Here is a 24,601-nt window from a genome sequence, read left to right on the forward strand (position 1 = left end):
TCAGTTTCCTTGCTGTGTGAGCTCGACCGCCTCGATGTCACCGGCAGTGAGGTAATCCCACATACGTTCGAAGATCCGACCGGAGTAAGTCGCTCGTTGTCGTGTTTGCTCATCGTCAAGTGGCGGCACCCGGTCAGCCAGCCCCGCGGCATGCAGCTGCAACTCGATATGAGCGGCATCCTCCAAGTACCAGTTGAGCGTCAGCGCCTCGACCAGCGAGGCACCGGCCACAACGGCGCCGTTGCCGCGCATCACCAATGCCGGACCGTCCGCCAGTTGCTCGGCCAGCGCCGCCGCCTGAACGTCATCGCGCAACAGTTGCGGGTCATCCCATAGAGGTATGGACGAGTGAAAATAGGCGCCAGCGCCATGCCGTGACTTTGGCGTAATACCGGCGCAGGACAACGTCATGACCTGATCGGGCATGCTGCGAATCACTGCACCGACATCGGCACGACGCTGATAGATCTGCTGATGGATTCGCACCTCACCCAGCACGCCTTCCGGCAACGGGCCCTCGACGGGGACCACCACACCGGGTTCTCCCGGGCCGATCAGCCCCATCGGTTTGGCTGCGCACACCAGGAAGTGATGCGCGTCCAGGCGCAGGCTGCAATGACCATAGGCATGCACCAGGCCCGCCCGAGCCAATGCCCGTGCCGCTAGCCGCACTTCTCGTTGCTGGGCGGCCGTGGCGGTCACGCCACTCACGAACGGAATTCCGCAATATCGGGTTTCGACCCCCAGCAGCAATACGACGTAGGGACCGCCGGGAACTGCCGTGGCCGGTAACCGGCTTCCTCCTCGGCGCTGATGTGCCTGACCCCCGAGGAGTACTCATATGTCATGCCATCGGGCCCTTCGAAATACAGGAAGTAGGCGCCCGAAGTCGGATGGCGACCGGGGCCGAAGAGAATCCGAATGCCACGCTCGCGAAGGAAGTACCAGGCGCGCATGATGTCATCGACGGTTTCGACCTGATGGTTGATGTGCTGCACGCCCGCATGCGAGGACGGAAACAGCGCAATCTTGTGATGCACCTCATCGATGCGCAGCAGCGCCGCCTCGCCGATGCGGTCACTGACCCTGGCGTTGCACAGGCGTGTCCAGAACGCTTCGTCGCGTTTTGCGTTGGTGGTACGCAGGCCGATGTGGTTGAAACCGGTATTGCCGGCATCCCGCGAGGGGAAATGCCGCACGCCACTGGCATGAGGGCCGAGCACCAATTCGATGCGGTTGCCACTCGGGTCGCGGAACTGGATCAGGTCATTGACCGCACGCAACTCGATGTCTTCGCGAGTGCCATGACGAACAGCAAAGCCATTATCTTCGAGCACCTGCGCGGCATGGTCCATCTCCTCGGGCGTGCTCACTTCGAAAGCCGCGGTGGCCTCCTGCGGGTCACCTTCGTAGTAACACAAAGTGTGGTCGCGATCATCGGATCGGAAATAGATGGCGCCATTGGCAACCCGGGCCACTTCCAGACCCAGAATCTGGGTGGCATAGAGGCGGGTTTGTTCCAGATCCGGCGTCCCCAGACGGACATAGCGGATGTCGTGAAGATTGATCATGAAGCGGCCTCGAACGTTATTTTTATGTGGACTTAATCCTCGCGTCGCGGCAAAAATAAAAATAGCAAATTATCTTTATTCATTTTATTTGTTTTGGTTATACCCATGAAAACCGATCTGAATCTTCTCAGAGTGCTTCTGGCCGTCCATGAAGCCGGCAACGTGACCGCCGCGGCACAACGTCTAGGCATGAGTCAACCAGCCGCCAGCGCGGCACTGGCCCGTTTGCGGCGGTCACTGGGAGACGCGCTGTTCGTACGTTCGGGTCAGACAATGGCCGCAACGCCACGAGCCCAAAGCATCATTGATCGCACGCGGGAGGTGATCGACATCATCGACCGCGACATCCTCAGCAATCCGGTGTTCGACCCATCCACCAGCACCGCCCCCTTCATGTTCTGTTTGAGCGAGATTGGCGAAATCGCCTTTCTACCGATGCTGCTCGGGCACCTTCGCAGCGTCGCGCCGCTTGCGCAGATTTGCAGCCTGAGTCTGGCCGCCAAGGACGTGGACGAGCATCTGCGCGAAGGCAAGGTCGACCTGGTCATGGGTTACTTTCCTGACCTCGGCGCGGCGAACATCTATCAGCAAAGATTGTTCTCCCATGACCTGGTCTGCCTGATCCGAGGGGGGCACAAGATCCGGCACGAACAATTGACCCTGGATGAATTCTGCACCCTGGAACATGTACAAGTGCGCGATGGCGGGCGTAATCAGGAGATGTATGAGAGCTACCTGGCTAAGGCCGGTGTTAAGCGAAATATCGTTTTGCAGATGGGTCACTACATGAGTACGGCTTCAATTATCGAGCGGTCGAACCTAGTGGTCGTGCTGCCCCGGACCGTCGCCAGCCTTTACGCGAAATACGCCAATGTTCGCAGCGTCGAATTGCCCGACGGCTTTCCGGTTTACGACATCAAGCAGTACTGGCATGCGCGGTTTCAGAACGACCCGCGTCACCAATGGATTCGCCAGACCGTGCGTACCTTGTTCGAGAACGACCAACCGGGTGTCAGCGCCGCGCTGCCCCACGATCTGCCAGGAAAGGAAGTGGTTTTCGACGACTGACTCCGCCCTCGCTCGGGACTGTCGGTACCGTCAGGATCCTGCGAGCCCTCCCCGCGCCCACGCCGCCTCCAGATCGGCTCGGTGCTGCGGGGCGGCGATGCTGAGCATTTTGTCGACCCTTTGCTTCATGGTCAGTCCACGCAGGTCGGCGACGCCAAACTCGGTGACGATGAGCCCGGCATCACTGCGGGGAATGGTCGTTGGACCATTGAGGCGGGCAACGATTCGACTGTTGCTCCGTGCGCTGGACGGCAGTGCGATGATCGGCAGACCGCCCCGTGAACGATGGGCGCCGCGGATGAAGTCCAGTGATCCCCCTACCGCGCCCAGGTAACTGCCTGCCGCGACCTCAGAGTTCACTTGCCCGGTGAGATCGACCTCCACCGCGGAGTTGATCGCCACCAGACGATCCAGACTGGCCAGCACCTGAGCGTCGTGGGTATAGGCGCTGGAACGCATATGCACTGACCGGTTGCGATGGGCGAACTGCGCCAATGCCTGGCTGCCAATCAGCACGCCGCCCACGCTGAGCCAGGCGTCCCTGCTCTTGCGTGAATTATTGACCACGCCGCTTTGCATGAGCCGCATGACGCCGTCGCCGATGCTGCCCGAATGCACACCCAGATTGTGGTGGTCATTTAAGGCGCTGAGCACTGCATCCGGTATGGCACCGATGCCCGTCTGCAGGGTCGATCCGTCTTCGACCAAGTCGGCGATGTTCCTGGCGATTTTCATGTCTACCTCGCGAATGCTCGCGCTTTCGCTCGCCAGGGGCGCACGGTCGGTGTAGACCACAGCGTCCAGTTCATCCAGACCCAGGGTACGCTCACCATAGGTCCAGGGAGCCTGTTGATTGACCTCCCCGATCACCACGGCCGCCTGTTCCAGCGCACAGAGCAAGTATTCGCTGGCCAGACTGAGGCTGTGCCGGCCGTTGGCATCCGCCGGCGAAAGCTGCAGCATCAGAACATCGACGCGCAATTGCCCAGAACTCAACTGCGACGCCATTTCAGAGTAGTGGCAAGCAAGAATGTCCAGCACACCGGCGTCAGCCAGCGCACGATTTGCGCCGGCACCGCAATAGGCGAGAAAGTCCACGGCATCGGCATGCTCGGGCCGGCAGGTGTCACTGTTGGCAATGCCCAGCAGCACCCGGATGCGCTTGAAATCATGACGCTGTGCCATGAGCGCACGGGTCAGGGTCAGCGGCTCGGCGTTCGCCTGTCCCCATAACACGGTGTCCCCGGGTCGGATCAGGCTGGAGAGGTCCGGTGCATTGGCTTGTAATTCGAGAGGCATGGCAAAACCCTGGCAATAGCGAGCCGGGCCCTGTGGTACAGGACCCAAGGCAGACAGGGCTCAAATGGAAAATGGCGGCCCGTTGCGGGCCGCCGCGACAATCAGAAAATCGACGACGGGTGCTTGGCCAGCGGGGTGACTTTGATCTTCATGAAAGGGAACAGAGGCAGACTCGACAGCAGGCTGTGCAGTTCATCGTTACCTTCGACGTCAAAGATGCTGATGTTGGAGTACTCGCCCACGACGCGCCACAGGTGGGGCCACTTGCCCGACTCCTGGATGTCGATGGCCCTTTCCTTCTCCGACGCCTTGATCCGCTCCACTTCGTCCAGCGGAATGTCACGGGGAATACTGACGGTCATTTCTACGCAATACAGCATGTTGAACTCCAGATATTGTTGTTGAACGAGCGCCCCCTGCCAGCGGCGGCGCGAAACCTCAAACCAGCTCTTCAGTGACGAAGGGCTTAAGCTGGCCGATGAAATACTTACCATGTTCGAACCAGGCCTTGCGGATATCGGATTCCATGTAGACCTGATACTGCTCCTCACTGGCAAACCAGCATTCACCGATCGCATCGATACGGCCTACGTCCAGATACGGCACGTGGGTATCCGTAGGATTACCGGCAACCAGTCGCACTTCGTATTTGTGCAGCCCCGGCATTCCGGCGGACATCTGGAAATGCACCACGCACTCTTTTCGAAACTGCTCGTGGCTCATGCTTTCCGGTTTAACCAACAGATAAAGGATACGAATCATGGGGACCTCGATGAATGGCTAAAGAACGGCGCTCAGGCGGTCTTCGGCGTTGTGGAATTTGTAGGGGCGGCAGCGTCAGCGGCCGGGTCTTGTGCATCCAGCACTTCAATGCTGATGCCCTTGGTTTCCGGTAGCAGCAACAAGGCCACCACGGAGATTGCATAAGCACACAGGCAAAAAAGGCCGATCGCTTGCGCCAGGCCGACATGCACCGAGAGCACACCGACGCCTGTGATCGCCGTGGCACCGACCGACTTGCCGACATTGTAGGAAAAGCCCATGCAGGTGGTGCGCACATGGGTGGGAAACAATTCACTGAGAAACGGCCCCAGCGCCGCGTACATGCCAATGGCGGCGAAGCCCACCAGGAAACCCATGACGTGGGTGACCAGTGGATTGAGCGGGATCATCATGTAGGTGACGGTCACGATCCACGACATCAGCGACAGCACGATCAGCGTCGGACGCCGTCCCAGTTTGTCCGCCAGATAAGCAGTACTGGCGAAACCGGCAAAGCAGCCCAGCGCCATGACCAGGATGGTAGCGATCAACGAACCGGACTCCACACCACGGTCCTTGAGCAACGACGGTATCCACACCAGAATCACGTAGCTGCCCGCTTGCAGACCGACCACCAGAATGCTCGATAGCATTGTCAGCCGCCGGTACTGCGGTTTGAACACGGTCGAGAAAGAGGCTTTGGGCGCCTTGCTTGCAACGGCCTGAACAAACGCATCGGAGTCTTTGACGTGACGGCGGATAAACAACACCATCAGTGCCGGGATGACCCCGAACCAGAACGCGACACGCCAAGCCAGTTCCGCCGGGAACTGGCTGAGGATGACGGTGATGATAATTACCGCGCCTGCCCAACCCAGTGCGAAGCCCGACTGCACAAAGCCCATCGCGCGACCGCGATTACTCGGGTTGATCACTTCAGCCATCAGCGCAGCACCTACCGCCCATTCACCGCCGAAGCCGAAACCTTGCAAGGTCCGGGCGATCAGCAACTGTTCGAAGTTTTGCGCGAAGCCGGCTACCACACCAAAAAAAGTGAACCAGAGAATCGAGAAGATCAGGATGCGCACACGACCGTGGCGGTCGCTGAGAATACCGGCGGCCCAACCGCCAATGGCCGCCGACAGCAATGCGGCAGTGCCGACCATGCCGGCTTCGGCCTTGGTCAGCCCCCACAGGGCAATGATCGTTGGCAGCAGAAAGCTGAACATCTGCATGTCGTAGGAATCCAGCGCCCAGCCGGAGTAGCAGGCCCAGAATGTCTTGCGTTCACGAGGCGAGCCTTTCCTGTACCAATCGAACATGATGACCTTCCTTATTGTTATTGGTGAACTGCTCATGGCCTCAGAGCAACGCCATGGGTGTTTCTGTTACCGATGCGCAATCCGCATTCGCAGCATGAGGGAGTTCGTTGCTTCTGCCCATTTGCCGTTGTGGAAGTCCCTCTTTCGCAATAGCTAAGACCATCTCATTCACGCAACCAACGGCGACAGCAACATGTCTTGAGTCATGCTCGCGACAAGCCGGCCATAACGCTGATAAATGTGGGTCGTGACCAAACCGCGACCGGCCAGGCTACGAACAGGCTCGCTCAGAAAAAGCAGCCAGTCGTTGGCATCGATTAACGAGCTGTGGAACCACAGACTGTGATTGAGCTGACTGACGCGGCCGTGCTGCCACGGATCAGGCATCGAAGGCGACGGCACCAGACATCGGTTGAGCCAGCAGTCGGACATATAGGCCAGCGCCGCAGGGTGCAGACAACCTTCGTTCGGCAGCGGCTGGTTCAAACGCACCCAGTAGCCGACCTCGGGCTGATCGTCTGGTCGCCCGCCCGCTCTTTCAGCGTGGATTGGCCGCACGTCAAGAACAGGCCGGTCAATTAAGCGCAAACGAAGAGCGTGGCCCTGATGCATCTGACTGGCGGCCGATTCGGCGAGAGTCGGCAGGCTTTCGGGTGTCGGCAGCAGGCGGTCCAAGTGATAGACCCTGCCACTGTCAGTGCTGGTTTTCTGGAATGACGCGTTGGCGCTCAACACCAGGCCGGTGCCCTGCACGCCATAGATATGCCGGTTGGAGAAGCATCGGCCGTCCTGCAGCAACTCCACGCTGTACTCAATGGTGTCCAGCGGGCTGGCATCATTGAGAAAGGTCATTTGCAACAGACTGGGGCTGCGCCCTTCCAAGCCTTGCGCCGCCGCCCAAAGCGTTTGGGCGATCAATTGTCCGCCATAGACATGTCCGTGGTTGTCGACGTCACTGGTATGGCTGCGGTATCGGTTTTGCCCATCCAGATCCAGCGCAAGCAATTCGGTCAGGTCCCGCTGATCCCAGTACTGTCCAGAGGTATGCAGCTCCATGACCGGCGCCTTATATCTTAGCCATTGATGCTAAGTTGAGGATGGAAAAGTCCAGTGGCACGGGTGTCAGCTCCTGCAGACGTTCGGCAGTGACATCGCCAATCAGCTCCAGCACCAACACACCGTCATCGGTCAGTTCCAGGGTGGCCATGTCGGTGTAGACCCGACTGACGCAGCCCAGCCCGGTCAATGGGTAGGTGCAGGCGGACAAAAACTTGCTCTGACCGTCCTTGCCCAGGTGATCCATCATCACAAAGATGCGCTTGGCGCCGATCGCCAGGTCCATCGCACCGCCTACTGCGGGAATGGCATCCTTAGCGCCGGTATGCCAGTTGGCCAGGTCGCCGTTGGCTGCGACCTGGAATGCGCCAAGGACGCAGATGTCCAGATGGCCCCCGCGCATCATCCCGAAGGAGTCGGCATGGTGAAAGAATGCGACGCCCGGTAGCGGCTGGATCGGCTCTTTGCCGGCGTTGATCATGTCCCAATCTTCCTGACCGGGAAGCGCGGCCACCCAGCGCCCCAGTACGCCGTTTTCACTGTGCAGGAAAATGTCCTTCTCCTGTGGCAGGTGGTTGGCCACCAGGGTTGGCAGGCCGATGCCCAGGTTGACGTAGGCGCCTTCAGGGATGTCGCGGGCGACGCGAGCCGCCATTGCGTTGCGAATGTTTTTGTCCATTTTTGTTCATCCCACCTGCTGCTGTGCCGGCGCAACATCGGTGCGCTGGACAATGTGTTTGACGAAGATACCGGGGGTGATGACCCGCTCCGGATCAAGCTCACCCAACTCCACCACGCGACCGACCGAAGCAATGGTGTTGTGCGCGGCCATGGCCATGATCGGGGCGAAATTGCGCGCGGTTTTGCGGTACACCAGGTTGCCCCAGCGATCGCCCTCCTCAGCATTGATCAAGGCGAAGTCAACGTGGATGGGGTATTCGAGCACGTAGTTGCGGCCGTCGATGGTGCGCGATTCCTTGCCTTTGGCCAACAAGGTGCCAAAGCCAGTCGGCGTGTAAAAACCACCGATGCCGCAGCCGGCGGCCCGCAGGCGCTCGGCCAAGTTGCCCTGAGGGACGATCTCCAGTTCGATTTTTCCGGCACGGTAGAGGGTCTCGAACACATGAGAACCGTTCATTCGCGGGTAGGAGCAAAGGATCCGGCGAACGCGGCCCGCCTTGAGCAGCGCGGCCAAACCGGTATCGCCCTGGCCGGCGTTGTTGCTGACCAGAGTCAGGTCGGTCGCGCCCTGAGCGATCAATGCCTGAATCAGGTCGTCGGGCATGCCAGCGCCGCCGAAGCCGCCCACGGCCACCACAGCCCCGTCGGGAATGTCCGCCAGCGCTTCAATGGCGCTAGGCAACAGCTTGTTGATCATCGCTATACATCCTTTCTCGTTCTTGGGGCCAGGCCGGAGTCTGGCAAGCAGTGCAAGGCGCTACCCCGCGTTTGAATCAGCTTGCCAGTGCGGCCCGAGGCCCACAATTTCGGACTTCGAAAGGGCGAATTAACGATCGATTAATGGCTGCCTGCGTAACATGCGCGAAACCCTGTAGAAGCTATCGAGTGCAACGAGGCTGCGATCTTTTGATTTTTAAAAACAAAATCAAAAGATCGCAGCCTGCGGCAGCTCCTACAGTGGATTTCTGCATCTATGGGGAGGCAATTCAGGCGGATCTAGACCGTGCGGTAACGCTCGATGAGCGCGTCGGCGAATTCGCGGGCGAAGGTCGAGAGGCCGTCGAAATCCTGGGAACAGAGCTGGAAGGTCCGCACCGCCCAGGGATCAAGCAATTGACAGGCACCGATACCCTGCCGCCCCTTGAGCCGGTCGTAACTGGCCTGAGGCACGATGGCAATACCGGCCCCTGCTTCGACCATACGGAAGATGGCGTCGGAACTGGCAACCTGTACCCGAATGGTCAGCGGCAGGTGCAACGCGGCGGCGGCGCGGCTGAGGAACACATTGATTGCGCTGCCCTCGAGCAACGATACAAAGGCGTATTGCAGGGTTTCCTTAAAAAACACATCACCGCGCAACAGAATTGGGTGATCCAGCGGCGCGATGACCATCAAACGGCTGGATACCAGCGGCACACTCTGCAAGCCGTCGGTGACCACGCTCCCGGACACGATGCCCAGATCGGTGCTGCCCTCGCGAACGGCACGCACGATGTCGTCACTGAGACGCTCGCGCATGTCGATGTGCACATCCGGATGACTGATCAGATACTCACCCACCACCGGCGGCAGGTATTCGGTAATCGCGGTGGTGTTGGCTTGCAGGCGCAACTGCCCCTTGAGGCCGTCGGTGTATTGCTGTAGATCGCCGGTGAGCATTTCCAGCTGGGACAGGATCACCCGCGCGTGCTGTAAATAGGTCTTGCCGGCGTTGGTCAGGGTCACACCCTGAGGCGAGCGCTCGAGCAAGCGCACGCCGAGGTTTTCTTCCAGGTTTTTGATACGGTTGCTTGTTGCGGGCACCGAAAGGAACGAGCGCTCGGAGCCGCGGGTAAGACTGCTGGTTTCCGCGATGTTGATGAACAGACGGAAATCGGTGATATCGAAATGCATCGCCATGGTCGGACGGTTCCTGCCAAGTGAGACTTACTGTACTCACAGTACATTGAGTCTGCCTAGTGGCATTCAACATAGCCACGACCGGCGCGGTCGCGGCTACTTTACAAGCACGGCAAACAAGCCGGTATCAAACCCAGTGCGACGGCTCGAACACGAAGCCGTTGCCCTGGCGACGGATGAAACCGCAATGCGGCTCACCAAAGTGCACCGGCATGATCAGCGCTTCGCGGTCGGCCGCGTTATTGAGAAATTCCAGACGGGTGCGGCGAGCGATGTCTTCCCAGATGCAGTAACCGGAGTTGATGTCCGGGCGCACGATCTGGATCGGGCTGTGCAGGATGTCGCCACAGAAAATACCTTCTTGCCCTTGAGATCGCACACGGAAAGCCACCTGACCAGGACTGTGCCCCGGCGCAGCTTCGACCACCAGGCAATCGGCGATTTCTTCACCTGGCAACATCATTTCTGCAAGGCCTTCGTTGACGATCGGCATCACGCTGTCGAAAAACGACTCTCCGAACACGTCAATCACGCCGGCTTCCTTGTTCTTGCCCTGGTGACAGAAATCGAAGTCGTCCTTGGGCAGGTAGTAACGCGCATTGGGGAACGTCGGCACCCAGCGGCCGTCCTGCCAGGTGGTGTTCCAGCCCACATGGTCGGAGTGAAGGTGGGTGATGACCACGTGTGTGACTTTCTCGGGCGGTGCGCCAGCGGCGATCATCCACTCCTTGACCAGGGTGTTGAGCATGTTCATGCGCGCAATGCCCGGCCGCGGCTTAAAGTTACCGACGCCGGTGTCGATCACAATGATGTTGCTGCCCACGTGCACGATCCAGAACTGGATAGTGACCAGCAACTTGTTCATGTGCTCGATCCAGTGATTTGGCGCCATCAGGTCACGGTGCTGTTGCAGTACACCCTCCTCCATGCCCGGAAACAGGAACGCGGGATCATGGGTCGGGCCCGCGTATTCAAGAATACGGGTAACTTTAATGTCTCCGATCATGCGGGACTGCATCATGGCTTTGTACCTCAACGGTTTTTGTTAGTTCGCGGCTGTGCCGCTGGTTTTTCCGGATTATCCGTTGCCGGTACCGACTGCGCAGTTGATATCTCGTTAACAGCACCTTAAGAAGCGCTTAAGGCGAGTGTACAGCCGCGCAAACGGCATCGGTCGATCAAACGCGCTCGAACAACGCCGCCAGTCCCTGGCCGCCACCGATGCACATGGTTTCCAAGCCATAGCGTGCCTCGCGCCGACGCATTTCGTGCAACAGCGTGGTCATAATGCGCACACCCGTGGCCCCAATGGGGTGGCCCAACGAAATCCCCGAACCGTTGACGTTCACCCGGGACAAGTCGTCCAGGCCCCAGGCCTTGAGCACCGCCAGGGCCTGGGCAGCGAAGGCTTCGTTGAGCTCGATCAAGTCCAGTTCGGCCAGGCTCAACCCGGTTCGCATCAACAGCTTTTGCGTGGCAGGTACTGGCCCGATGCCCATACGCGAGGGTTCGCAACCCGCGGCGGCCCAGTCCACCAGACGCGCCATTGGCGTCAATCCGTGACGCGCGGCGTACTCCGGCGACACCACCAGACAGCCCGCTGCCGCGTCGTTCTGCTGGCTGGAATTGCCCGCCGTGCACACGCCTTCGGGGCGAATGAGGCGGAGGGCCTTCATGCTTTCGAGGCTGGCGTCCTCACGAATGCCCTCGTCTATTGTTACCCGCGTGACGGCGCCGCGCTTGCCGGGCACATCTACCGCGACCACTTCATCGGCGAAGCGCCCTTCTCGCCAGGCAGCCGCGGCATTCTGGTGGCTGCGCACGGAGAAGCTATCCGCTTCCTCGCGGCTAATGCCATAGTCCAGGGCCAGGTTATCGGCGGTTTCCGGCATCCCGGAAATGTGCCCGAATCGCTCGGAAGGCTGCGAACGCTCGCGACCGCGCTCCAGGCGGTCATGAAAGCGCACGCTGCCAGCTCGCGCGCCCCAGCGCATGTCGGTGCTGTAGTACTCAATGTTGCTCATGCTCTCTACACCAACCACCAGCACCGCTTCGGCATTGCCAGTTTTGACCATCATGGAAGCATCGATCACCGCCTGCAGGCCCGAGCCGCAACGACGATCCAGCGTGTAGCCCGGCACCTCAACAGGTAGGCCCGCGGACAACGCAGCGTATCGACCGATGCACGGTGCCTCACTGGAGGCGTAGGACTGTGCGACGATCACCTCGTCCAGTGAGTGTCCCGGCACTCCCGTGCGCGCCATCACCTGGCTAATCATGAACGAGGCCAAATGCTCGGCTGTGAGCGGAGCCAGCGCGCCGCCAAACTTGCCGATGGGTGTGCGAAGGGGCGAAACGATCAGCGCGTTTTTCATTGCAGCTCAACCTCAATGGGGGCAATGCGCACAGCATGGGCGGTCAACGAACGCGCCGGCAATTTTGCATCGCGAAAGCCCGCGTTTCGCCTGGCTTAAGCTCCTGAGTTGTGCCTGTGATCCAGCGGATGCGTTTGCCTTGCCGCTCAAACCCTCACCGCTAAAACTGAATGGCCTACCTCCTTAGCCATTAGTTGACCCCCTCTTCCGCAAAAGCTAATTCCCCCTCTCGCCACGCTCCTAGCATCATGCATCGCACAACATCAGCGGATGCCAGACATGCTCAGTTTCGATCCATCCCAATGGCTGGGACGTACCCAGGAAGCCCACGACCAGTTCAGCCGTAACCTGATCCAGCGCATTGCCGCGACTTTCAACGTGAAAGTTCCTGGTCAGGGTGAAGAACTTCCGTGGCTCTGGCACTGGTGCTTCTTTACGGAGCCAGCCGACAGCAGCGATCTGGGTACGGACGGGCACCCGGCACTCGGCACTTTCATGCCGCCGGCTCATGGTCGCAACCGGATGTGGGCTGGCGGGCGCCTGGATTTCATCGAGCCGTTGCGCGTGGGGTTGCAAGCCACCCGCAAGACCCGGATCGAAAAGATCGCGGAAAAGACCGGTCACACGGGCTCGCTGCTGTTCGTGACACTCAAGCATGAGTATTGGCAGGACGGCCAGCTATGCATCTCGGAAGAACAAGACATTGTCTACCGCGAGCCTAGCCCACCCAAGCTGGGGCAAGGTGAGCCAGTGCCTGAATCCGAGTGGAGGGAGAACTTTAGCCCCACTCCGGTGTTGCTGTTCCGCTATTCCGCATTGACCTTCAATGCCCACCGCATTCACTTCGACTGGCCCTACGTCACAGAGACCGAAGGCTACCCCAACTTGGTAGTTCATGGCCCATTGACCGCCACCCTGAGCATGACTGCTTTCGTGCGCGCCAATCCCCTGGCCCGCGTGCGCCGCTTTAGTTTCCGCGGGCTGCGTCCGCTGATTGCCCCGGACGACTTCCAACTCGGTGGACGACACACGGGTTCCGGCACCGCCGAACTGTGGGCAAGCAATGCGAGCGGCCTTTGCCAGCAAGCCGAAGTGCATTTCGACTGACTCTATAAAAAATGCGCCCGCCTTGGTCGCGGACGCCCAATTCGAGGAACGCTCCATGAGCCACCGTAACAGCGAAGACATCAAATCCATCCGTGAAGGCGTCCGCGCCCTGTGTGCCGAGTTCGACGCTGCCTACTGGCGCAAGATCGATGAAGAAAAAGGTTTTCCTGAAGCCTTCGTCAGCGCCATGACCCAGGCCGGGTGGTTGTCGGCAATGATCCCCGAAGAGTACGGCGGTTCCGGCCTGGGCCTGGCCGAAGCCTCGGTGATCCTGGAAGAAGTGAATTACTGTGGCGGCAACTCCGGCACCATTCACGGCCAGATGTACAACATGTTTACGCTGCTACGTCATGGCAGCGACGCGCAGAAGACCTACTACCTGCCGAAACTGGCCAGTGGCGAACTGCGCCTGCAATCGATGGGTGTGACCGAGCCTACCACTGGTACCGACACCACCAAGATCAAGACCACCGCCGTGCGCAGGGGCGACAAGTACGTGATCAACGGCCAGAAGGTGTGGATCTCGCGTATCCAACATTCCGACCTGATGATCCTCCTCGCCCGCACCACACCGCTAGCGGAGGTGAAGAAGAAGTCTGAAGGCATGTCGATTTTCCTCGTCGATCTGCGCGAGACCATCGGCAAGGGCCTGACCGTGCAGCCGATTGCCAACATGGTCAATCACGAAACCAACGAATTGTTCTTTGACAACCTTGAGTTGCCGGCCGACAGCCTGATCGGTGAAGAAGGCAAAGGCTTCCGCTACATCCTTGATGGCCTCAATGCAGAGCGTACCCTGATCGCTGCCGAGTGCATCGGCGATGGACGCTGGTTCACCGAGAAATCCAGCGCCTATGCCCGCGACCGTGTGGTATTCGGCCGTCCGATCGGACAAAACCAGGGCGTGCAGTTCCCGATCGCGGAAGCCCACATCGAAATCGAAGCGGCTGACCTGATGCGTTGGCGCGCCTGCGAAGAATACGACAGCGGAATCAACGCCGGCGCAAGCGCCAACATGGCCAAGTACCTCGCAGCCAAGGCGTCCTGGGAAGCGGCTAATGCTTGCTTGCAAACCCACGGTGGCTTCGGTTTCGCCTGCGAGTACGACGTAGAGCGAAAATTCCGCGAAACCCGTCTGTACCAGGTTGCACCGATCTCAACCAACCTGATCCTGTCGTACGTGGCCGAGCATCTGCTCGAGTTGCCCCGCTCGTTCTGAGGGAAGATGCCGATGCATAACCCAACATTGCGTTCTGCCCTCTTCGTTCCGGGGAATCGCCCGGAGCGCTTTACGAAGGCGCTGATCAGCGGCGCAGATATCGTTATCGTTGATTTCGAAGACGCGGTCGAAGAAGAACAAAAAGCCAAGGCGCGCGCCAACCTGAGCGCGTTCCTTGACACCAACACCACTGCCCGCGTCTGGGTTCGGGTAAATATGGCCGGCCATGCCGAACATCAAGCCGACCTGGAAATGTGTTGTCACCCAGGCGTCGAAGGCATCTTTTTACCCAAGGCTGAAACGGCGGAGCAACTGCTGCGGGTATCTGCGACGGGCAAGATGATGATTCCTATCGTTGAGAGTGCCCTGGGCCTTGATGCGCTACCGGCTATGGCACGCGTACCCGGTGTCGTGCGCCTGACCTACGGCCGATTGGACCTTGGGCTGGATCTGGGCCTGGACGTGACCAGCTATGGCGCAGAACGCATGTTCGATCAAGTTCGGTACTCCTTGCTGTTGCAGACTCGTCTGTCCGGCCTGGCCGCTCCGCTGGAAAGCGTGTTCTCGAACATCGAAGACAGCGAGCGTCTGCAACATTACGCCCGCACCGCTGGCAATATGGGCTTCGCCGGGATGCTGTGTATTCATCCGAAACAGGTTGCCGTGGTTCACACCGCCCTGGCACCGACGGAGGAAGAACTGGTTTGGGCCCGCCACGTCCTCGATGCGGCCGATGGCCGAGGCGCCTTCAGACTCGATGGCGAAATGATCGATGCCCCGGTGATGGCGCGCGCTAGGCAATTTCTGTCCCTGAGTGCATGGACCACACCGACGAAGCCTGACGCTGATCGCTGATACGTCCGAATACACCCGATTTAAAAGACACCCATAAAGAGTTGCCTCCGCCGGTACGCCCACGACGCCCACCGGCGGCGGTAACTCAGGAGGTATTCACGCGGTCTGTGAGCCCAGCAACGCGGGCTCCATGGCCGACACCGATATCGCCCACTGATACTGCGCATGAAATTTGTTTGGAGGCCCCCTGCTATGAGAGTTTTGGTATCGATCAAGCGTGTGGTCGACTATAACGTCAAGATCCGCGTGAAAGCGGACAACTCCGGCGTCGACCTCGCCAACGTCAAGATGTCGATGAACCCGTTCTGCGAAATCGCAGTGGAAGAAGCCGTACGCCTGAAGGAGAAAGGTGTTGCGACTGAAATCGTCGTCGTTTCCGTCGGCCCGTCCACCGCTCAAGAGCAACTGCGCACCGCGCTGGCTCTGGGTGCCGACCGCGCCATCCTCGTCGAATCCGCTGAAGATCTGACTTCCTTGGCCGTTGCCAAGCTGCTCAAAGCTGTTGTCGACAAGGAACAGCCTCAGCTGGTAATCCTTGGCAAACAAGCCATCGACAGCGACAACAACCAGACTGGCCAGATGCTCGCTGCACTGAGCGGTTACGGTCAGGGCACCTTCGCTTCGAAAGTCGAAGTGTCCGGCGACAGCGTTGCCGTGACCCGCGAAATCGACGGCGGCGCACAGACCGTTTCCCTGAAACTGCCGGCCATCGTCACCACCGACCTGCGTTTGAACGAGCCGCGTTATGCGTCCCTGCCAAACATCATGAAAGCCAAGAAGAAGCCTCTCGAAGTGCTGACTCCGGACGCTTTGGGCGTTTCCACCGCCTCCACCAACAAGACCGTGAAAGTCGAAGCGCCGGCTGCACGCAGCGCGGGTATCAAGGTCAAGTCGGTGGCTGAACTGGTCGAGAAACTGAAAAACGAAGCGAAGGTAATCTAATCATGACTATCTTGGTAATCGCTGAACACGACAACAAGGTAGTGGCTCCGGCCACCCTGAACACCGTGGCTGCCGCTGCCAAAATCGGCGGCGACATCCACGTTCTGGTCGCTGGCCAGGGCGCTGGCGCCGTGGCTGAAGCCGCTGCGAAAATCGCTGGCGTGGCCAAAGTGCTGGTGGCCGACAACGCTGCCTACGCTCACCAGTTGCCGGAAAACGTCGCTCCTCTGGTAGCCGAGCTGGGCGCTGGCTACAGCCACATCCTGGCTGCCGCGACTTCCAACGGCAAAAACATCCTGCCGCGCGTTGCCGCTCAGCTGGAAGTTGACCAGATCTCCGAGATCATCTCGGTGGAAAGCGCTGATACCTTCAAGCGCCCGATCTACGCCGGTAACGCCATCGCTACCGTTCAGTCGAACGCTGCGGTCAAAGTGATCACCGTGCGTGCCACCGGTTTCGACCCGGTGGCTGCTGAAGGTGGTTCGGCTGCTGTTGAAGCGGTTGCTGCTGCGCACAACGCTGGCACCTCGAGCTTCGTTGGCGAAGAACTGGCCAAGTCCGATCGTCCTGAACTGACCGCTGCCAAGATCGTCGTTTCCGGCGGTCGCGGCATGCAGAACGGCGACAACTTCAAACACCTGTACGCCCTGGCCGACAAGCTGGGCGCTGCCGTCGGTGCTTCGCGCGCCGCGGTCGACGCAGGTTTCGTACCCAACGACATGCAGGTCGGTCAGACCGGCAAGATCGTTGCTCCACAGCTGTACATCGCGGTCGGTATCTCCGGCGCGATCCAGCACCTGGCCGGCATGAAAGACTCCAAAGTGATCGTGGCGATCAACAAGGACGAAGAAGCGCCGATCTTCCAGGTGGCCGATTACGGGCTGGTGACTGATCTGTTTGAAGCTGTGCCCGAAATGGTTTCGCTGGTTTAAATATCAGGAATGACCAGAGGGTTGAATCGGGCCTCTTAATATATATAACAAAAGCAAATAGTATCAATGCGTACAATTCGCTTTTATTATTTATGCGGCGGCGCGAGGATTATTCCCCCCATAAAAATGAGTTAAATCCTCGTTGTATGTTGAGGTTCGTTTAAGTGGAAAACCGTTCGCCGGTCCGATTGCAGGGATCATGTGGCAGATGCTGGAGGACAATGGTGTTACCCACTTAACCGTTTTTCAGCTTCGCGAGTCTTTAATGGAACCTCAATCCGCTGCCCCTTAATTCGAGATCAATAAAATGGCCAAGGCTGCCGATGTCGTTGTGCAATGTCTGGAAAATGAAGGTGTCGAGTTTGTATTCGGCATTCCTGGCGAGGAAAATCTCGATCTGCTTGAGTCCCTGCGAAAATCGAAAATCAAGCTGGTACTGACTCGCCACGAACAGTCCGCCGGCTTCATGGCTGCCACCTATGGAAGGCTGACAGGCAAGACTGGTGTGAGTCTGTCGACTCTTGGTCCAGGGGCCACCAACCTGGTCACCGCCGGAGCCTACGCCTACCTGGGCGGCATGCCGATGCTAATGATCACCGGCCAGAAACCGATCAAAAAGTCCAAACAGGGTCGCTTCCAGATCCTCGATGTGGTCGGCATGATGCAGCCACTGACCAAGTACACCCACCAGCTCGCTTCTGCCGACAACATTCCGTCCCGTGTACGCGAAGCGTTTCGCTTGGCGGAGGAAGAAAAGCCCGGTGCCGTGCACCTGGAGTTGCCAGAAGACATCGCCGCCGAGCAGACGGATAGCCTGCCTGTCCCGCCGAGCTTGCATCGACGCCCTTTGGCCGAGCACAAATCCATCGAAGCAGCCGTTCAGAAACTGCAGGCGGCCCGTAGCCCGATTCTGGTTATCGGTGCAGGTGCCAATCGCAAGATGACGGCCAAGGTGCTCAAGCAATTGATTGACAGCACCGGCATCCCCTTTGTCACCACGCAAATGGGCAAGGGCGTGGTGGATGAGCGTCATCCACGCTTTCTCGGCAACGCTGCCCTTTCCGCTGGAGACTTCGTGCACCGCGCTGTCGAAGCCGCCGATCTGATCGTCAATATCGGCCACGATGTCATTGAAAAGCCGCCATTTTTCATGGTCCGTGGCGGTACCGAAGTGATCCACATCAACTTCCGTTCTGCCGAAGTCGATCCTGTGTACTTCCCGCAAATCGAGGTGGTGGGCGACATTGCCAACGCCGTGTGGCAGATCGGTGAAGCGCTGCAGATCCAGACTCATTGGGATTTCAGTCGCCTCATGGCGATCCGCGAAGCCAACGAAGCACAGATCATCGAGGGCGCGGACGACAAGCGTTTCCCGATTTACCCGCAGCGTTTCGTTGCTGACGTGCGTCGCGCCTTACCGTCAGAAGGCATCGTCGCCCTGGACAATGGCATCTACAAGATCTGGTTCGCGCGTAACTACAAGGCCCACAAGCCCAATACCGTGCTGCTGGACAACGCCCTGGCGACCATGGGCGCGGGCCTGCCGTCGGCCATGGCCTCGCATCTTGTCTACCCGGACCGCCCGGTAGTCGCCGTGTGCGGTGACGGTGGTTTCATGATGAATAGCCAGGAACTGGAAACGGCCGTGCGTTTGAAGATGAACCTCACGGTCATCATCCTGCGCGACGACGGCTACGGCATGATCCGCTGGAAGCAGTCGAACATGGGCTTCACCGACTTCGGTCTGGACTATGGCAACCCGGACTTTGTCATGTATGCACAAAGCTATGGCGCTAAAGGCCACCGGGTAGAAAGCGCCGAAGGCTTCCTTCCACTGCTGGAGAGCTGCATCAGTGAGCCGGGTGTGCACGTGATCGATTGCCCCGTGGACTACTCGGAGAATGATTTCATTCTCAACAGCGAACTCAAGAGAAGAAGCGCGTTGGTCTGATCCTTCTATCATCATTCAATCTCAGGGGCGGTGCCGCGATGCCGTGCCGCCCGCGTTCAATGACAACACTGGAGTTCATGATGCAGCTTAAAGACACCCAGTTGTTCCGCCAGCAAGCCTTCATCGATGGCGCTTGGGTCGATGCGGACAATGGTCAGACGATCAAGGTCAACAACCCGGCAACGGGCGAAATTCTGGGCACCGTGCCGAAAATGGGCGCTGCCGAAACCCGCCGTGCGATCGAAGCCGCTGACAAGGCGCTGCCGGCCTGGCGTGCACTGACCGCCAAGGACCGTGCGAACAAGCTGCGTCGCTGGTTCGAGCTGATCATCGAGAACCAGGACGACCTGGCTCGCCTGATGACACTGGAGCAAGGCAAGCCATTGGCCGAAGCCAAGGGCGAAATCGTTTACGCCGCTTCCTTTATCGAGTGGTTCGCCGAAGAAGCCAAGCGCGTCTACGGTGACGTGATTCCGGGCCACCAGCCAGACAAGCGCCTGATCGTGATCAAGCAGCCAATCGGCGTGACCGCTGCCATCACCCCGTGGAACTTCCCGGCTGCAATGATCACCCGTAAAGCCGGCCCAGCCTTGGCTTCCGGTTGCACCATGGTGCTCAAGCCTGCTTCGCAAACGCCGTTCTCGGCATTCGCTCTGGCTGAACTGGCCCAGCGTGCCGGCATTCCTGCTGGCGTGTTCAGCGTGGTGTCCGGCAGTGCCGGCGACATCGGCAGCGAGCTGACCAGCAACCCGATCGTGCGTAAATTGTCCTTCACTGGCTCGACCGAAATCGGTCGTCAGCTGATGGCTGAATGCGCCAAGGACATCAAGAAAGTCTCCCTGGAACTGGGCGGCAACGCGCCGTTCATCGTGTTCGACGACGCGGACCTGGATAAGGCCGTCGAAGGCGCGATCATTTCCAAGTACCGCAACAACGGCCAGACCTGCGTCTGCGCCAACCGTCTGTACATTCAGGATTCGGTCTACGACGCGTTCGCCGAGAAGCTGAAAGTGGCGGTGTCCAAACTCAAGATCGGCAACGGTCTGGAAGAAGGCACCACCACCGGTCCGCTGATTGACGAAAAAGCCGTGGCCAAGGTGCAAGAGCACATTGCTGACGCCGTTTCCAAAGGCGCCACCGTGCTGTCCGGCGGCAAAAGCATGGAAGGCAACTTCTTCGAGCCGACCATCCTGACCAACGTGCCGAAGAACGCAGCCGTGGCCAAGGAAGAAACTTTCGGTCCATTGGCGCCGCTGTTCCGCTTCAAAGACGAAGCCGAAGTGATTGCGATGTCGAACGACACCGAGTTCGGTCTGGCCTCGTACTTCTACGCTCGCGACCTGGGCCGTGTGTTCCGTGTGGCCGAAGCCCTGGAATACGGCATGGTCGGCGTCAACACCGGGTTGATCTCCAACGAAGTCGCGCCGTTCGGCGGCATCAAGGCGTCGGGCCTGGGGCGTGAAGGCTCCAAGTACGGCATCGAAGATTACCTGGAAATCAAATACCTCTGCCTGAGCCTGTAACACGCGACCGAATCAGCTCTTTCAATGATGGAAGGGCTGATTAAGTTATTCAAAACTGCCAAGTATGGCGCGCACCACTCCCCGACTGCTCATGACGAAGCGATTGTTGGCGAAACGATACTGGTTGAATTGGATGACCGCAGGATCACATCATGAACAGGACTGAAAGCACCATTCGCTTGGCTGCCATCAAACTGATTTCCCGTAACGGCTATGAGTCGATGAGTCTTCGTCAACTGGCGGCTGAGTCCGGGGTCAATGTCTCGACGCTCTATCTGTATTACAAAAGCAAAAGTGAGTTACTGCTGGAACTAATCCTGGAGTACCTCCAGAGTCTGGGTCACGAGTGGAATCGCAACTGCCCCGCCGCTAATGTCAGCGCCAGCATACAACTGCGCTCCTTTATTTCGTGCCATATACGCTACCACCTGGAACATCAAGACCAAGCGATGTTAGGCAACCTCGAACTCCGAAGCCTGGACGAGGAATCGTTATCACAGGTTTGCCAGGCTCGACAGATATACCTGAAAACCTTGCAGGACTTACTCGAGCAGGGCGCGAGGGAGGGGGCTTTCGTTTGCGCCGATTCAAAGCAGATGGCGCGCACCTTGCTCAATATGCTGACCCACGCTTGTGTCTGGTATCAGGCCGATGAACGCTGGGGCATCGATGAGGTGATCCGACATTACTCCGAACTGGTGATGAGAATGCTCAGCCCCACTCTAGTCGCTGTGGCCGGTGTACCAGACCGCCGACCTTCCATTACTCGAAGAGTCGTGCCAAGGGAACTATGCCGATGACCGACCCGCAGCAATCGTTTTCCATGGAAGGAAAAGTCGTATGGGTCGTAGATGCCTCAACCCGGTTGGGTGCGCGTTTCGCTCGCCTCATCGCCCGCGCCGGAGCGCAGGTGGCCATTGGTGCACAGCATTCCTGGCAACTGGTTCAACTGGCGGCGGATCTGCGCTGCGAAGGCGCCGTGGTGTTGACCGTCAGCCTAAACAGCGAATGCCGTGTCAGTGTGGAGGCAGCGCTGGCAACGATTCAAGAGTGCTTGGGCAACGTCGATGTACTGATCAACAACAGCGGCGAACACGAATACACTCCACTGAACGATCACATCGTCCACTGCACCAATTTACACATGATGAATAGCGAACATGGCGGCAGTATTGTGACCATTGAGCCGCCACCGAGCGCCATAAGCGAACCCAATCCATGTCTGCGGCCCAACAGTAGCCTGATCCGCATGAGCCGAGCCTTGACCCAGTCGCTGACACCCCATCGCGTTCGTGTCAGCGTGATCGCAGCAGGACGTGGAAATAACCCAAGACTAAAAGAGTCCAGGCGTTCATCTTCAATGACCTGAACGTTGGTCATTGAATAATATTCAACTCAGATAACGACGCTGTGTTCTTGAATGCTCGCGGGCAAATGGATGGAAAGGTAGTCAATCAAGCTCCTTACCGATGGCAGCATTCCCTTCGGCTTTGGAAACAACAAGTGAATAATATGTTCCGCACCTGTCCAGCCACGAAGTACCAACTCCACTTGATTGCGTGCAACAGCTGATGAAGCGATGGGTTCTGGAAGGAGCGCTACACCGAGACCATGAATCGACGCCTCAAGTTGCATCCTCAAGTCATCCGATAATAACCGCGGCGTGTGAGCAGCCAGACAACTGCTTCCCCCATTTTCCAGCAACCATCTCCCCTTACCATCCTGAACGTCTCCCGGACGGCAAAGTGTGTCTACTTGCTTGAGATCTTCTGGCGACTCCAACTGGCCACAACGTGCGATAAATGCAGGGCTGGCCACCAGCACACGCCGAGCCACGCCGAGTTTTCGCGCAACCAGTCCGGCCGAATCTTCGATTTGCGGGCGGGCCCTGAGCGCGAGGTCGAAGCCCTCCTCGATCAAGTTGACCTCGCGATCCGTTGCATTGAGTTCCAGGCGTACCTTGGGATGCATCAACAGATAGCCCGGCAGAATCGGCGACAAATACGTCTCCGCCATCACTTGCGGGCAACTGAGCCGGACCATACCCGCCGGCTCGATTTGCAGGTTGGCAATGCTGTCGAACGCCGTATTGGCCCCTTCGACCACGGTCAGGCATTGCGCATAAAAGTGCGAGCCTGCCTCAGTCAAGGCAATTTGACGGGTAGTTCTGTTTAGCAGGCGTACACCCAGACGCGACTCGAGGATAGCCACCCTGCGGCTTAAACGCGTTTTTTCAACACCCGAGATTTTTGAGGCAGCGGTAAAGCCTTTATGGCGCACCACGAGGACGAAGTATTGAAGGTCATTGAGGTCATCAATCATTGGTGCTGCCCTGCAACAGTCTTGGGTGATTTGACCATCTTATCGATGATTAATGCCTAGTTTACAGTTCATCGCATGAAAACAGCGCTATAAATACGTGCGAAGGATGACAAAGATGTCGATCAAGTTTTCCCCAATAGCTGAAGCCAAAAAGGCTGAACTGGGTGCTCAATTTTCCGCACATCGCCTTGATTTGGACGCACTGACGGGGTTCAGCGCCCCAATCATGGGATTTGATCATTTCCGTGCGAGCGGCCCGACCTTTGCACCGCACCCCCATGCCGGTTTTTCCGCCGTGTCATATCTCTTCGAAGACTCCACTGGCGGCCTGCGAAACCGAGACTCCCTTGGCCACGACTTGGTCATCGAGCCCGGCGCCATGGTCTGGACCCAAGCTGCCCACGGCGTGGTCCACGATGAGCACCCTGCCGTCAACGGCGAGGAAGTACACGGACTGCAACTGTTCGTCAACCTGTCCCGGTCGCACAAAAATCTGCCGCCGCGCGTGATCCATGCATCCGCAGACCAGGTTCCGACCGTGGTCACCGGGCAAGGAGCGCGGGTACGGATTTTGACGGGGTGCTTCAATGAAATCGAAGGGCCCATCGCGCCGGTTGAGCCGTTTACTTTCTTGGATGTGACCCTAAGCGCCAGCTTCACCTACTCGGTACCCAACGGGCAAAACGTCCTGATCTACGTGCTGTCGGGTGCTCTCACTCTTAGCGCCTTTAGCGAACAACGATCATTAACGGCACATCAAGCGATTGCCGCCCGAAGTCTGTCGCAGCCGGAAGATGTACACCTTGTCCCTGACCAAGACGCCCATGTGCTGATTCTTTCCGGCTTCGACCCACAAGAGCCGGTGGCGGTGTACGGCCCATTCATCATGAACGATCAGGCCGGACTCCAGGCCGCCTACTCCCGCTACGTGGAAGGAAAGATGGGCAAACTGCCTCCCCTCTGAACCTCACTGAAATCATCCCGGCGATCCACGAATCGTCGCAACGGCCATGGATTCCATGGCCGCATCACCGGCTGCAAGCCGACTGAAAACCCAGGAGAAACCCCATGAGCTACGATCGTCTGTCAGCTGACAACGCCGCCGTCGTGTTTGTCGATCACCAGACCGGCCTGTCCAACGGCGTGCAGGACCAAAGCCTGCCCGAATACATGACTGCGGTGGCCGCCTTGGCAAAGCTGACCAAGGCCTTCAACCTGCCCGCAATCATCACCACCAGCGCCGCAGATGGCCCCAACGGTCCGGTGCTGCCAATCATCACCCAGACGCTGCCCGATGCTCCAATCATTCACCGCCCGGGTGAAATCAATGCGTGGGGTAACCCGGCCTTTGTCGAGGCTATCGAGAAAACCGGCCGCAAGAAACTGATCGTGGCGGGCGTTTCCACCGAAGTCTGCGTCACCTTCGTCGCGTTGTCGGCGATCAAGGCCGGTTATGACGTGTACGCGGTGATTGATGCATCGGGTACCTGGAACAAGCTGGTGCAGGAAGTCGCCCTCGCCCGCATGGTCCAGGCAGGTGTCGTTCCGATGACATGGGTCGCAGTAGCCGCCGAGTTGCAAGCGGACTGGCGTAACGTCACCGGCGAAACACTGGCCCAGATCATGGGCTTACACCTGCCATTCTATGGCAACCTGCTGGGTAGTTTCATGGCGGCCAAAGGCTAAGCGAACGGCGCCACCGTTTGGCCTATCATCC

At 58.7% G+C, this 24,601-nt stretch carries 25 protein-coding genes; 12 read left to right on the forward strand and 13 right to left on the reverse strand.

What is annotated here, in order from left to right; genetic code table 11:
- The gene (locus tag AB4O16_RS01330) at positions 1–672 is read right to left on the reverse strand and encodes a class II aldolase/adducin family protein (protein ID WP_075944940.1); all 672 of its coding nucleotides are present in this window, start codon (positions 670–672) and stop codon (positions 1–3) included.
- Between the two features lie 35 nt (positions 673–707).
- Entirely contained in the window at positions 708–1,571 is an 864-nt protein-coding gene (locus tag AB4O16_RS01335) for a VOC family protein (RefSeq protein ID WP_075944528.1), read from the reverse strand.
- A gap of 105 nt (positions 1,572–1,676) precedes the next feature.
- Here AB4O16_RS01335 and AB4O16_RS01340 point away from each other — a divergent pair, with 105 nt between their 5' ends.
- Positions 1,677–2,639: a LysR family transcriptional regulator gene (locus AB4O16_RS01340; protein WP_075944527.1), complete on the forward strand. Its 963-nt coding sequence runs from the start codon at positions 1,677–1,679 to the stop codon at positions 2,637–2,639.
- Positions 2,640–2,669: 30 nt separating this feature from the next.
- Here AB4O16_RS01340 and AB4O16_RS01345 read toward each other — a convergent pair whose 3' ends face one another.
- The 10 genes from AB4O16_RS01345 to AB4O16_RS01390 form a co-directional block, all read right to left on the reverse strand.
- Entirely contained in the window at positions 2,670–3,938 is a 1,269-nt protein-coding gene (locus AB4O16_RS01345) for an acetyl-CoA hydrolase/transferase family protein (protein ID WP_075944526.1), read from the reverse strand.
- Positions 3,939–4,039: 101 nt separating this feature from the next.
- Positions 4,040–4,318: a muconolactone Delta-isomerase gene (gene catC / locus AB4O16_RS01350; RefSeq protein WP_075944525.1), complete on the reverse strand. Its 279-nt coding sequence runs from the start codon at positions 4,316–4,318 to the stop codon at positions 4,040–4,042.
- Between the two features lie 58 nt (positions 4,319–4,376).
- Positions 4,377–4,700 (reverse strand): EthD domain-containing protein, encoded by a 324-nt coding sequence (locus AB4O16_RS01355; RefSeq protein WP_075944524.1) that lies wholly within the window; start codon positions 4,698–4,700, stop codon positions 4,377–4,379.
- A 32-nt stretch (positions 4,701–4,732) separates the two neighbouring features.
- On the reverse strand, positions 4,733–6,022 hold the full coding sequence (locus tag AB4O16_RS01360; RefSeq protein WP_075944523.1) for an MFS transporter: 1,290 nt from the start codon (positions 6,020–6,022) through the stop codon (positions 4,733–4,735).
- 168 nt (positions 6,023–6,190) lie between these two features.
- Positions 6,191–7,078 carry an acyl-CoA thioesterase gene (locus AB4O16_RS01365; protein ID WP_075944522.1) on the reverse strand — a complete coding sequence of 296 codons (888 nt, stop codon included), beginning with the start codon at positions 7,076–7,078 and terminating at the stop codon, positions 6,191–6,193.
- Between the two features lie 10 nt (positions 7,079–7,088).
- Entirely contained in the window at positions 7,089–7,757 is a 669-nt protein-coding gene (locus AB4O16_RS01370) for a 3-oxoacid CoA-transferase subunit B (protein ID WP_075944521.1), read from the reverse strand.
- A gap of 6 nt (positions 7,758–7,763) precedes the next feature.
- Complete coding sequence (locus AB4O16_RS01375; protein ID WP_085702103.1) at positions 7,764–8,456, reverse strand: 3-oxoacid CoA-transferase subunit A; 693 nt, start codon at positions 8,454–8,456, stop codon at positions 7,764–7,766.
- Positions 8,457–8,755: 299 nt separating this feature from the next.
- Positions 8,756–9,658, reverse strand: a complete 903-nt coding sequence (locus AB4O16_RS01380) for a LysR family transcriptional regulator (RefSeq protein ID WP_075944519.1) — start codon at positions 9,656–9,658, stop codon at positions 8,756–8,758.
- Positions 9,659–9,785: 127 nt separating this feature from the next.
- Positions 9,786–10,664 (reverse strand): MBL fold metallo-hydrolase, encoded by an 879-nt coding sequence (locus AB4O16_RS01385; RefSeq protein ID WP_460156785.1) that lies wholly within the window; start codon positions 10,662–10,664, stop codon positions 9,786–9,788.
- A 172-nt stretch (positions 10,665–10,836) separates the two neighbouring features.
- The gene (locus AB4O16_RS01390; RefSeq protein WP_090321802.1) at positions 10,837–12,033 is read right to left on the reverse strand and encodes an acetyl-CoA C-acetyltransferase; all 1,197 of its coding nucleotides are present in this window, start codon (positions 12,031–12,033) and stop codon (positions 10,837–10,839) included.
- 279 nt (positions 12,034–12,312) lie between these two features.
- Between AB4O16_RS01390 and AB4O16_RS01395 the strand changes: the two genes are divergently transcribed.
- The 9 genes from AB4O16_RS01395 to AB4O16_RS01435 all read left to right on the forward strand — a co-directional run bounded on the left by AB4O16_RS01395 (position 12,313) and on the right by AB4O16_RS01435 (position 21,931).
- Positions 12,313–13,140, forward strand: coding sequence for an HTD2 family dehydratase (locus AB4O16_RS01395; RefSeq protein WP_075944516.1), 828 nt, complete (start codon positions 12,313–12,315; stop codon positions 13,138–13,140).
- A 55-nt stretch (positions 13,141–13,195) separates the two neighbouring features.
- Entirely contained in the window at positions 13,196–14,359 is a 1,164-nt protein-coding gene (locus AB4O16_RS01400) for an acyl-CoA dehydrogenase family protein (RefSeq protein WP_075944515.1), read from the forward strand.
- A gap of 12 nt (positions 14,360–14,371) precedes the next feature.
- A complete protein-coding gene (locus tag AB4O16_RS01405; RefSeq protein WP_075944514.1) occupies positions 14,372–15,214 on the forward strand; it encodes an HpcH/HpaI aldolase/citrate lyase family protein in 843 nt (280 codons plus the stop codon).
- A gap of 192 nt (positions 15,215–15,406) precedes the next feature.
- Positions 15,407–16,156, forward strand: coding sequence for an electron transfer flavoprotein subunit beta/FixA family protein (locus AB4O16_RS01410; RefSeq protein WP_075944513.1), 750 nt, complete (start codon positions 15,407–15,409; stop codon positions 16,154–16,156).
- Positions 16,157–16,158: 2 nt separating this feature from the next.
- Positions 16,159–17,088 (forward strand): electron transfer flavoprotein subunit alpha/FixB family protein, encoded by a 930-nt coding sequence (locus tag AB4O16_RS01415; protein ID WP_075944512.1) that lies wholly within the window; start codon positions 16,159–16,161, stop codon positions 17,086–17,088.
- Between the two features lie 307 nt (positions 17,089–17,395).
- Positions 17,396–19,039: an acetolactate synthase large subunit gene (locus tag AB4O16_RS01420; RefSeq protein ID WP_075944511.1), complete on the forward strand. Its 1,644-nt coding sequence runs from the start codon at positions 17,396–17,398 to the stop codon at positions 19,037–19,039.
- 80 nt (positions 19,040–19,119) lie between these two features.
- Positions 19,120–20,562 carry an NADP-dependent succinate-semialdehyde dehydrogenase gene (gabD, locus tag AB4O16_RS01425; protein WP_460156786.1) on the forward strand — a complete coding sequence of 481 codons (1,443 nt, stop codon included), beginning with the start codon at positions 19,120–19,122 and terminating at the stop codon, positions 20,560–20,562.
- Between the two features lie 152 nt (positions 20,563–20,714).
- The gene (locus AB4O16_RS01430; protein WP_075944509.1) at positions 20,715–21,362 is read left to right on the forward strand and encodes a TetR/AcrR family transcriptional regulator; all 648 of its coding nucleotides are present in this window, start codon (positions 20,715–20,717) and stop codon (positions 21,360–21,362) included.
- A complete protein-coding gene (locus AB4O16_RS01435; RefSeq protein WP_085702107.1) occupies positions 21,359–21,931 on the forward strand; it encodes an SDR family NAD(P)-dependent oxidoreductase in 573 nt (190 codons plus the stop codon). Before AB4O16_RS01430 ends, AB4O16_RS01435 begins: the two co-directional genes overlap by 4 nt.
- Before the next feature lie 26 nt (positions 21,932–21,957).
- On the opposite strand, the gene AB4O16_RS01440 is transcribed toward AB4O16_RS01435, so the two are convergent.
- The gene (locus AB4O16_RS01440) at positions 21,958–22,884 is read right to left on the reverse strand and encodes a LysR family transcriptional regulator (protein WP_178134545.1); all 927 of its coding nucleotides are present in this window, start codon (positions 22,882–22,884) and stop codon (positions 21,958–21,960) included.
- Between the two features lie 115 nt (positions 22,885–22,999).
- Between AB4O16_RS01440 and AB4O16_RS01445 the strand changes: the two genes are divergently transcribed.
- Positions 23,000–23,848 (forward strand): pirin family protein, encoded by an 849-nt coding sequence (locus AB4O16_RS01445; RefSeq protein ID WP_075944507.1) that lies wholly within the window; start codon positions 23,000–23,002, stop codon positions 23,846–23,848.
- A gap of 104 nt (positions 23,849–23,952) precedes the next feature.
- On the forward strand, positions 23,953–24,570 hold the full coding sequence (locus AB4O16_RS01450) for an isochorismatase family protein (RefSeq protein ID WP_075944506.1): 618 nt from the start codon (positions 23,953–23,955) through the stop codon (positions 24,568–24,570).
- Positions 24,571–24,601: the final 31 nt, after the last annotated feature.

The sequence above is a fragment of the Pseudomonas sp. S2_H10 genome, from assembly GCF_054668285.1.